The sequence below is a fragment of the Rhodopseudomonas sp. B29 genome (assembly GCF_000333455.1).
Taxonomy (GTDB): Bacteria; Pseudomonadota; Alphaproteobacteria; order Rhizobiales; family Xanthobacteraceae; genus Rhodopseudomonas.
In genome coordinates this window covers 1-9,589 of the sequence record NZ_BADD01000586.1, presented here as the reverse complement: position 1 = coordinate 9,589, position 9,589 = coordinate 1, and the positions used below count along the sequence as shown (strand labels likewise).

The window sequence follows — 9,589 nt, the reverse complement described above, 5'->3', positions numbered from 1 at the left end:
CGATTCCTTCGGAGCGCCGATAGTCGCGCTGCGTTTAATCGGATGCCTTCCATGCCGAACCTCAAATCGTCTGGGCGTCGATCGCATCGTATTGAATTGCCGCTCTTGAGACAAAGCTGAAAGCAGTCCCGGCCCCCTGCTTCCCGCGACCGCCGCGCCAGATGCGACCAATTATCTGCAGTTGTCGGCTCCATCGCCATGGCTAGGTTACCTCCCGCTTGGAGGCAGCCTTGGCGACGCGGGCGACATCATCACAGCAGTCAAAGGTCCGGCGCGCAGTGGCGGCACAGCGCCGACGCGCGCGGGCGAGATCGGCACTGCTCAGCCTGCCGACGCTGCTGATCGTGTTGGCCGCCGACGAGGCTCGGGCGCAATTCGTCTGCCGCAGCGTGTCCGGCGGCTCCGGCGGCGGCAACGCGAGCGACAGCGACTCCGTCGCCTGCGGCCCGGCGACTGCCGGCGGCGCAGGCAGCTCCGCGTTCGGCGGCGGCGCCCAGGCGCTCGGCGACTACTCCGCCGCGTTCGGCCTCAACGTCACGGCGAACGGCTCCAGCAGCGTCGCGATCGGCGATTCAGCAAGCGCCGATGGTGATTTCGCCACCGCGCTGGGCGCCTATGCGCGTGGGACCGGCGCCGGGGCGACTGCGATCGGCTCCGGCAGCGTCGCGTCGGGCGCCTCGGCGGTGGCATTCGGCGAAAGCAGCTTCGCGGCTGGCGACTGGTCCGCCGCGATCGGTCTCTACAGCAGCGCGACCGGCGCCTACAGCGTCGCATTCGGCCGCGACAGCCAGGCCATCGGCGACCTCTCGATCGCGTTCGGCACCGCCAGCATCGCCCGCGGTGAAGCCGGCATCGCGTTCGGCTACGCGGCGCTCGCCGGCGGTGCCGCTTCCACCGCGCTCGGCCGCGAGGCGAGCGTGACAGGCTTGGGCGGCACGGCGGTCGGCTACGGTGCGAGCGTCAGCGCCGACCGTGGCTCGGCCTTCGGCGTCTATTCCTCCGCCTCCGGCGCCGGCAGTTCGGCGTTCGGCGACAGCGCCGATGCCAGTGGCGCGGCCGCATTGGCGGCGGGCAATTCCAGCGTGGCGAGCGGCGACAGCAGCGTCGCTGTCGGCACCGGATCCTGGGCCAGCGCCGCCTTCGCCTCCGCGCTCGGTTACGGCGCAACGGCGAGCGGCGTCGCCTCGGTGTCGATCGGCGGCGCTGTCGCCAGCGGCAGCTCGTCGCTGGCGATCAACGGCGCGGAAGCGAGCGGCGACTTCGCCATCGGCATCGGATGGGCCAGCCTCGGCAGCGGCGTGCACGCCACCGCGGTCGGTTACGGCGCCTACGCCACCGGCACCGACAGTTCGAAGCTTCGGCGTCAACAGCATCGCCTCGGGCGCATCGGCGGCGGCCATCGGCGCATCGGCCGGCGCCCGCGCCGACGACAGCTTCGCAGCCGGCGCCGGCGCGCAGGCGACCGCGCGCGGTGCGGTGGCGCTCGGCGCCAACTCGGTCGCCGACGTCGCTGACACCGTCTCGGTCGGCGCGCCGGGCATCGAACGCAAGATCGTTAACGTCGCCGCCGGCACGCTGGCCTCGGGCTCGACCGACGCGGTGACCGGGGGACAATTCTACACCGCGAACCAGCGCGTCGCCGCTGCGTTCGGCGCCACGCTGGGTAGTAACGGCCAGATCGACGCACCGACCTACACCATCCGCGGCACCGCCTATGACAACGCCGGCAGTGCGTTCGCTGCGCTCGACAGCGCAGTCGGCAATCTGCAAAGCCAGACGCCGGGTGGTAACAGCCTGGTGCAGCAAGCTTCGGCCAACGCACCGGTCACCGTCGCCGCTTCGAGCGGCGGCACGCTGGTGGACTTCACCGGCACAGACGGCACGCGGCGGCTCACCGGCGTCGCGGCCGGAACACTGTCGGCAACCTCGACCGATGCGGTCACCGGCAGCCAGCTCTGGGCCACCAATCAGCAGGTCGCCGCCAACAGCTCCGACATCGCGGCGCTGAGCTCCATCGTCGCCGGCATGTCAGGGGGTTCGACTTACATTCGCGTCAACTCCTCGAGCACCGCGGCCAGCGCCACCGGCAGCAACGCCGCCTCGATCGGCAGCAACGCGCAGGCGTCCGGCACCGACTCGTCGGCGATTGGTACCAATGCCAGCGCGTCGGGAACCAACGCCATCGCGGTGGGGACCAACTCGGTGGCGAGCGCCGACGGCGCCATCGCCATCGGCACCACGGCGGCCTCGACCGGCACCAATGCGATCGCGATCGGCACCGGCGCGTCCGCTACAGGCTCGGTGGCGGTCGGCGGCGCGGCGTCGGCGGCGAACGGCGGCGCGGCGTTCGGCGACCGCGCTGTCGCCACCGCAACTAACAGCACCGCTCTCGGCCCCGACGCGTCGGCGACCGCGGCGCGCGGCGTCGCGGTCGGCAACGGCGCAATCGTCACGGCCAGCAACGCGGTCGCGCTGGGCGCGGGCTCGGTCGCCAATCAGGCCAATACGGTTTCGGTCGGCACAGCCGGCAGCGAGCGACGTGTCACCAACGTGGCCGCCGGCATCGCACCGACCGACGCAGTCAATGTGGGTCAGCTCTTCAGCGTCGCCGCCGGACTGCAGGCGCAGATCGGCGGCCTGCAGGATCAGATCCGCGACAACCAGCGCGAGGCGCGGCGCGGCGTCGCGGCGGCGATGTCGATGACGCCGGCGCCGATGCCGTCGAAGGCGGGGCGCACCAGCTGGGCGATGAACACCGCGTCTTTCCGCGGCGAGTTCGGCTTCGGCGGCTCGCTGGCCTATCGGCTCGATACCAACGCGCCGGTCGCGCTCACCGCCGGCTACGCCTATGGCGGCGGCGACAATCACGGCGCGCGGGTCGGACTCGCCGGTGAGTTCTAAGACGACGCGGTGTCGCAATCCTTCGCTGCCGCGCGATCGGCCTTAAGCGAAGCCGCGGCGGCGCGAGCGCTGTCGAAGAAGAACAGCAGTGCATTGGCGATGAACAATTGCAGCGCGTCCTTGAGCGCCGGAGCCAGCGTAATCGCCTCACCGCTATTGCCGCCCCGCGTGATCAGCCCGTCGGCGGCTGCATCGCGCAGCATCTTGGCGACGTGGACGCGCGACACCGAAAAGCGGCGCGACAGTTCGGAGATCGACAGCACCACCGGCCGCGACGGTGGCACAGTGTCGTCGTCCTCGCCGCTGCTGATCAGCGTCGTCATAACCATCATGCCGGCGGCGCGCTCGCTGAACACGCCGAGCCCCGGCGTGTAGGCGAGCAGCCGGTAACCAGCATTGAAGCGTTCGAACATCGCCGCCAAAAAGGCACGCACGAAGGCGTCGTCGTCGAGCCGCGCGATGAGTTCGTCGCCGTCATCGAACAGCATCGTGGCACCGCTGAAATTCGCCCGCCAGCGGCTGCGCAGCAGCGCCAGAAGCTCCGGAGTCGCCACCAGCCGGCGCGAACGCCCGTCGGAATTATCGGGGTCAGGCGCCAGGTAACCGGAGAACCGCATCAGCGACAGCATCGCGGCTGCGCGACCGGCGCTGCACAGCCCGAACCGGGTGCAGAGCTGCTTCATCCGCGTCGGCGTCAGGCCTGAGGCGGAGTCGGCGGGATCGCGCGAGAAATGCAGATGCAGCGCGAGGTAACCGAACAACAGCCGGGCGCGGTCGTCCATCAGCCAGTTGAGTAGCGGGCCGCCCTGATAGTGCGAGCAAAGCCCGGCCGCGGCGGCGCGCATCGCCCGCGGAAAGTTCGGATGCGCCCGCACCTGCGCGATCCTCGCCTGCCACTCGCCGTCGGACGCCAACGCCACCCTCCCCTGCGACCACGCGATCAGATGCGACCAAATTTCTGCAGTTGCCACTCTGACGCACCTGAATAGCTTGCTCCCGGAATGGGGAACATCGTGATCACGGGCGCGATTTGTCGCAGCCGCGCCAGGCTGCTGTTGGCGACATGGAGCTTGACCTCGGGGTACGGCCTCGCGGTCGCTTCGGCCGTTGCGTTGCTGTCCCTGGCGCCGGGACCGGCGCGCGCGCAATTCGTCTGCGATGGAAGCTCCGGATCGGGGACCGCAACCGCCACCGGCGCGGTGGCGTGCGGCACGCAATCGTCTGCGACCGGTGCTGCCAGTTCAGCCTTCGGCATGCAAAGCAGCGCGACGAACACGAACGCGTCCGCGTTCGGTTTCCAGGCCAACGCGACCGGGACAAACGCCACGGCGATCGGCGCCTCGTCGAACGCGACCGGCTCCAGCGCGATCGCGGTCGGATTTCAGTCGGATGCAACGGCTGCCAATGCCACCGCATTCGGCGGCTCGGCCCAGGCAACCGGCATATCGTCGCTGGCAGCCGGCTTCAACGCGGCGGCGAGCGGCGACAGCAGCGTCGCGGTCGGCCGCGCCTCGGTCGCGAGCGGCGCCAACGCGGTGGCGAACGGCTCCGGCGCCAGCGCGACGCAGAGCGCGGCGACGGCCTCCGGCTACAACAGCGCGGCGATCGGCGTATCCGCCTCCGCCTACGGCACCGGCAGCGCAGCCAGCGGCGCCAACGCCGTCGCGGTCGGCAGTGCCAGCGCGGCCGCCGGCAGCGCCAGCATCGCCATCGGCAATGCGGCGCAAGCCACGACGGACTACAGCATCGCGCTGGGTAACAGCGCCGCGGCGAGCAGCAGCTACGCGGTGGCGATCGGCGCGGGCGCCAGCGCGAGTCAGACCGACGCCATCGCGATCGGGCACGGCAGCACGGCGTCGGCCGCGTCCACCGCGGCCTTTGGCAACAACAGCACCGCCAGCGGCGACGCCAGCACCGCGGTCGGCTCGTTGGCGAGCGCCAGCGGCACGCGTACCACCGCGATCGGCACCAATGCGCAGGCCTTCAGCGACTATTCGACGGCGCTGGGGAGTTCGACGCAGACTGGCGGAGTCGCTGCGGTAGCGGTCGGCTATCTCAGCAGAGCGATGGCCGACGATGCCATCGCGATCGGCCGAAACGCGAACGCCAGCGGCATCTCGTCGCTCGCGTTCGGCCTCTCGTCCGCTGCGAGCGCCACCAATGCCGTTGCGATCGGCCGGTCCGCCAGCGCATCCGGAGCCAACTCCGTCGCGCTCGGCGCCGGCTCGGTCGCCGACACCGCCAACACCGTCTCGGTCGGCGCCGTCGGCAGCGAGCGCAAGATCGTCAATGTCGCGGCCGGCAGCATCGCATCGGGCTCGACCGACGCGATCACCGGCGGCCAGCTCTACACCGCCAACCAGCGCGTCGCCGCGGCGTTCGGCGGCGGCGCATCGCTCGACAGCAACGGCCAGCTAACCGCGCCGAGCTACACCATCCGAGGCTCGGCCTACACCGATGTCGGCAGCGCGTTCGGCGCAGTCGACACCGCCTTCACGAACCTGCAGACGCAGGTCAGCAATGGCACCATCGGCTTGGTGCAGCAGGACCAAACCACAGGCGTGATTACCCTGGCGTCCTCGACCGCAGGCACATTGGTAGACTTCACCGGCAGTGCCGGCACGCGCCGCCTCACCGGGATCAGCGCCGGCACGCTGTCGGCATCGTCCACCGACGCGGTGAACGGCAGCCAGCTTTACGCCACCAACGAGCAAGTCGCAGCGCTGAATTCCATCGTCGCCGGCATCTCGGCGAGCTCGACCTATTTCCGCGTCAACTCCTCGAGCACGGCGGCGAGCGCCACCGGCACCAACGCCACCTCGATCGGACCGAACGCTCAGGCCTCGGGCGGCGGCGCCACTGCGATCGGCAACGGAGCCAATGCGTCGGGCGGCAACGCCATCGCGGTTGGCACCAGCTCGGTCGCCAGTGCCGACGGGGCCATCGCCATAGGCACCACAGCGGCCTCGACCGGCGCCAATGCGATCGCGATCGGCACCGGCGCGTCCGCCACCGGCTCGGTCGCGGTCGGCGTTGCGGCGTCGGCGGCGAACGGCGGCGCCGCGTTCGGCGACCGCGCTGTGGCGACCGCAAGTCAATCGACGGCGATCGGCCCCGACGCCTCGGCGACCGCGACGCGCGGCGTCGCGGTCGGTAACGGCGCGATCGTCACGGCGAGCAATGCGGTCGCGCTGGGCTCGGGCTCGATCGCCAACCAGGCCAACACAGTGTCTGTCGGCTCCAGCGGCAGCGAGCGCCGCATCACCAATGTCGCCGCCGGCATCTCGCAGACCGACGCCGTCAATGTCGGCCAGCTTTCCAGCGTCGCGACCGGACTACAATCGCAAATCGGCGGACTGCAGTCGCAGATCTGGGACAATCAGCGCGAGGCCCGCGCCGGCACCGCGCTGGCGATGGCGGCTGGCGGCCTGCATTACGATCCACGCCCCGGCAAGCTGTCGGTCGCCAGCTCGTTCGGTTATTTCAAAGGCCAGTCCGGCCTCGCTGTCGGTCTCGGCTATTCAATGAGCGACCGGCTGCGCGTTAACGCCGCCTTCACCGGCTCGAGTGACGTTTCGAGCTACGGCGCCGTCGCCGGCGCATCGCTGACGCTGAACTGAAGCCGCGCACCGCTATGAAGCGGCGGCGCCGTTCGCTACACTCCTGCGCATGAACAGACAGAGACGATCAACTCTCGCCACCGGCGCGGCCGTGCTCGCCGTGATCGCGTCGGCGCCGTCCGCCGCGCTGGCACAGGCGGAATGGAACAAACTGCCGCGCATGCAGCTCGAGCGGCAATTCGCCGGACCATTACAGGACACGGTCGTGCAACGCTGGCGCGATCCGACCGACGGCACCGTGTGCTACATGTACCTGCCGATCTCGGCACCGCATTCGCCGCCGGCGAATTCCGGCTACGTCCAGTACGGCTCCGCCACGATCGGCTCCATCAGTTGTATACCCGGGACGCCAGCGCCCGCTGCTGCGCCCAAGCGCTGAAATTCCTCGTTCGAGACTCGACGGCCAACGCGACGGTGGAGGTCACGCCGCGTCGGCCGCCGCGGCCCGTCACTTGGACGACGGGTTATTATGAGCCGGCGCCTGGCCGGTCGTGTTCGGCGCCGTCTTCGCGTCGAGCGCCTGCGTAGCGGCCGCGGTGTGCGCCGTTGGCTTGTCCTGGAAATCGACCACCGAGTAACGGATGCCGTTCTCGACGTTCATCAGCGCGCCGTTGGCCTCGTAGTACTTGCCGGCGTCGATGAGCTTGGACGCCTGGTCGACGCCCTTGATGGAGGCGTTCATCGGGGCGAGTTCGAGCGAGACGGCGACGTTGACGTCGCTCGCCTTCAGCGTTTCGATCGCCTCCTTCTGCTTACCCGCCTTGAGCTGCGCGTTCGCGGTCTTCATCGCCGCGGCCTTGGCCGGCACGGCCGTGAAATCGTCCTGCACCGTGATGGTGCCGTTGATCGGCAACCACTTGATCGGCGTCGTCGAAGCGGTGGTGCTCGATTGCTGATTCGTATTGGCCGGCGACGCGGAGGCGTTGGTGGACGGTTGGGTCGTCGCATTGGCCATCTGTGCCGGCGGCTTCAGATCGGCTTCGGCCTTCATGAACGCGGTGTCGTCGGTCTTGCTCTTCTCCAGCGACTCCATCGCGTTGTTGACGTCCTTGCGCGCCATCTCGGGCTTTCCGTTGAACAATGCGAGCCGCGCCTCACGAATGTCCTGGAAGGCGTTGAAGCCGTCCTTGGACAGCTTGGAGAAGTCCTGGGTGGCGGCCTTGTCAGGCACCGCCGGATGATCGGCTGCATAGACGGCTCCGCACAGGGCGGTGGTGGCGAGCGCAGCGGCGGCGAGCGTTGTTTTGACGCCAGGCATGATCGTGTCTCCTCATTGAGATTTTCGGGCGCGTGATCGACCCTGTCTGATTGATCGAGAACGCGCGATGTCGAGTACGCTCCGACAACGGCCGGACCAGCCTTCGCGTTTCATTAAACCTAGGAAACCATTGTGCCGCAGGCCTCTCTTGCACGCACGCCGAGCCGTCCGAAACCGGCCACACCGTTTGGAAGCATTCTGATCAGACGGGCGGCCATCGCTCCGGCGCTCCTTCTTTGCTAGAAGGAGCCCAAATCACGAGAAGCGATCATCGGATCGCGGGAGAATGGCTATGTCGGATGTGATCTCTTTCTTCGAAACCCGCCGCTCGGTGAAGCCGCGCGAAATGAGCGGACCCGGCCCTTCGGCCGAAGAGCTGGAGACGATCCTGACCATCGGCGCGCGCGTGCCGGATCACGGCAAGATTGGGCCCTGGCGCTTCATCGTGTTCGAAGGCGACGCGCGGGCGCGTGGCGGCGCGGTGATCGCCGAAGTCTTTGCCCGCAAGCATCCGGAGGCGGGCGAGACCGACATCGCGGTCGAGAAGGCGCGCCTGATGGAAGCGCCGCTGGTGATCGCCGTGGTGAGTTCGCCGAAGCCACACCCAAAGGTGCCGGCTTGGGAGCAGGAACTATCGGCCGGCGCGAGCTGCATGAACATCGTCGCCGCCGCCACCGCGCTCGGCTACGGCGCCAACTGGCTGTCAGGCTGGATCGCCTACGACCGCGACGTCCTCAGCGGCCTCGGACTGAAGGACAACGAAAAGCTCGCCGGCTTCATCTACATCGGCACCAAGACCAAGCCGGTGGAAGACCGGCCGAGGCCGGTGCTGGCGGAGATCGTTACGCGGTTTTGATCAGCGGACCAGCAAGTCGTAGGCAGACTGCGGCGCCTTGGGATGGGTGAAATCGAAGTGCCACCATTCCTTGGCGTAGTTCTGAAATCCTTCGCGCATTAGCGCAGAGCCTAGTCGGTCGCGGTTGCGCCGGGCTTCGACGGAAACGCCAGGCGCTGCTGTGGCGCTGAGCGAGGAGAAACAATCGAAGGCAGTGCCGAGATCGAGGCTCGACTCGGCAGCGCGCGCTTCGAACGGGCCGTCGCAGGCGCCAGCGTGCGTCGGCGTTGGCAGCGCGGGGTCGGTCACGCGAACCAAACCAAGATCGACGGCGATCGCGAGAGAGTGCTTCGAGCGCGCGGCGATGTAGCCGAGCCGGAACAATTGTGCCTTCTCCAGCAACGGATAGAATACCGGCCGCATGCTGTCCTGCCCCGGCGCGCGCGACCATGCGACAAAGGCCGCCACCGCCCGAGCCGGCCGATAGCAATCATAGACCTTAAGGCCGTATCCTTCGGCGGCGAGTTTAGTTTGCGCCCTTGCCAGCGCCTCGGCGGCCGGCCGCCACAGGATACATTCGGCCGCCTGATAGCCGGGGACCGGTCGGCCGGTGAAGTTGAATGCACCAGCGTAGCGCATATCCTGACGGATATCGGGCGCAAGGTCGCGCAAATACGCCAGTTCATTTGGCAACTTCAAATCGCGAGCCTGCACCTGCTCGCGCACGCGTATCTGGAAACACTTAGGTGCAAGGACAAGTTCAGGTCTTTGGAACACGCATATGGCTTCTTATACGACCGACACGGCAGCGATCAGGCATTCCTAGCCCCTATGCTCGATTAGCCAGCGGACTCCTCCATAACACTTGGCCGATCGGCGGGTTAGGCCTTCTGCTAGCAAGCGTAGCCCGCATGAGCGCAGCGATACGCGGGGGCCATGTCGGACGCAGCCTCTCTGGGATACCGATCCGCCGCT

Annotated in this window: 9 protein-coding genes; 5 read left to right on the top strand and 4 right to left on the bottom strand. The window is 68.4% G+C overall.

The window, feature by feature from the left end; translation table 11 throughout:
- Positions 1-278 precede the first annotated feature (278 nt).
- A complete protein-coding gene (locus I5M_RS20980; protein WP_022723196.1) occupies positions 279-1,514 on the top strand; it encodes a hypothetical protein in 1,236 nt (411 codons plus the stop codon).
- Positions 1,399-2,901 carry a YadA family autotransporter adhesin gene (locus tag I5M_RS30300; protein ID WP_376738693.1) on the top strand — a complete coding sequence of 501 codons (1,503 nt, stop codon included), beginning with the start codon at positions 1,399-1,401 and terminating at the stop codon, positions 2,899-2,901. The genes I5M_RS20980 and I5M_RS30300 overlap by 116 nt, the downstream gene beginning before the upstream one ends.
- Here the strand turns inward: I5M_RS30300 and I5M_RS20970 are convergent.
- Positions 2,898-3,815 carry a hypothetical protein gene (locus I5M_RS20970; protein WP_022723194.1) on the bottom strand — a complete coding sequence of 306 codons (918 nt, stop codon included), beginning with the start codon at positions 3,813-3,815 and terminating at the stop codon, positions 2,898-2,900. The two genes, I5M_RS30300 and I5M_RS20970, sit on opposite strands and share 4 nt — an antisense overlap.
- Positions 3,816-3,841: 26 nt before the next feature.
- Positions 3,842-4,177 carry a hypothetical protein gene (locus tag I5M_RS20965; RefSeq protein ID WP_148287931.1) on the bottom strand — a complete coding sequence of 112 codons (336 nt, stop codon included), beginning with the start codon at positions 4,175-4,177 and terminating at the stop codon, positions 3,842-3,844.
- Between I5M_RS20965 and I5M_RS20960 the strand changes: the two genes are divergently transcribed.
- Entirely contained in the window at positions 4,155-6,521 is a 2,367-nt protein-coding gene (locus I5M_RS20960) for a YadA-like family protein (protein WP_022723192.1), read from the top strand. The genes I5M_RS20965 and I5M_RS20960 overlap by 23 nt on opposite strands.
- Positions 6,522-6,612: 91 nt before the next feature.
- Positions 6,613-6,900, top strand: a complete 288-nt coding sequence (locus I5M_RS20955) for a hypothetical protein (protein WP_022723191.1) — start codon at positions 6,613-6,615, stop codon at positions 6,898-6,900.
- A gap of 69 nt (positions 6,901-6,969) precedes the next feature.
- On the opposite strand, the gene I5M_RS20950 is transcribed toward I5M_RS20955, so the two are convergent.
- A complete protein-coding gene (locus I5M_RS20950; protein WP_022723190.1) occupies positions 6,970-7,779 on the bottom strand; it encodes a YfdX family protein in 810 nt (269 codons plus the stop codon).
- A gap of 292 nt (positions 7,780-8,071) precedes the next feature.
- Here I5M_RS20950 and I5M_RS20945 point away from each other — a divergent pair, with 292 nt between their 5' ends.
- Positions 8,072-8,635, top strand: coding sequence for a nitroreductase (locus I5M_RS20945; protein ID WP_022723189.1), 564 nt, complete (start codon positions 8,072-8,074; stop codon positions 8,633-8,635).
- On the opposite strand, the gene I5M_RS30295 is transcribed toward I5M_RS20945, so the two are convergent.
- Positions 8,636-9,340 (bottom strand): M15 family metallopeptidase, encoded by a 705-nt coding sequence (locus tag I5M_RS30295; protein ID WP_022723188.1) that lies wholly within the window; start codon positions 9,338-9,340, stop codon positions 8,636-8,638.
- Between the last annotated feature and the right edge of the window lie 249 nt (positions 9,341-9,589).

Excerpts from the sequence above, each read along its gene's own strand:
- I5M_RS20960 (WP_022723192.1), top strand. The coding sequence starts at position 4,155 with ATGCAAAGCAGCGCGACGAACACGAACGCGTCCGCGTTCGGTTTCCAG.
- I5M_RS20950 (WP_022723190.1), bottom strand. The coding sequence starts at position 7,779 with ATGCCTGGCGTCAAAACAACGCTCGCCGCCGCTGCGCTCGCCACCACC.
- I5M_RS20945 (WP_022723189.1), top strand. The coding sequence starts at position 8,072 with ATGTCGGATGTGATCTCTTTCTTCGAAACCCGCCGCTCGGTGAAGCCG.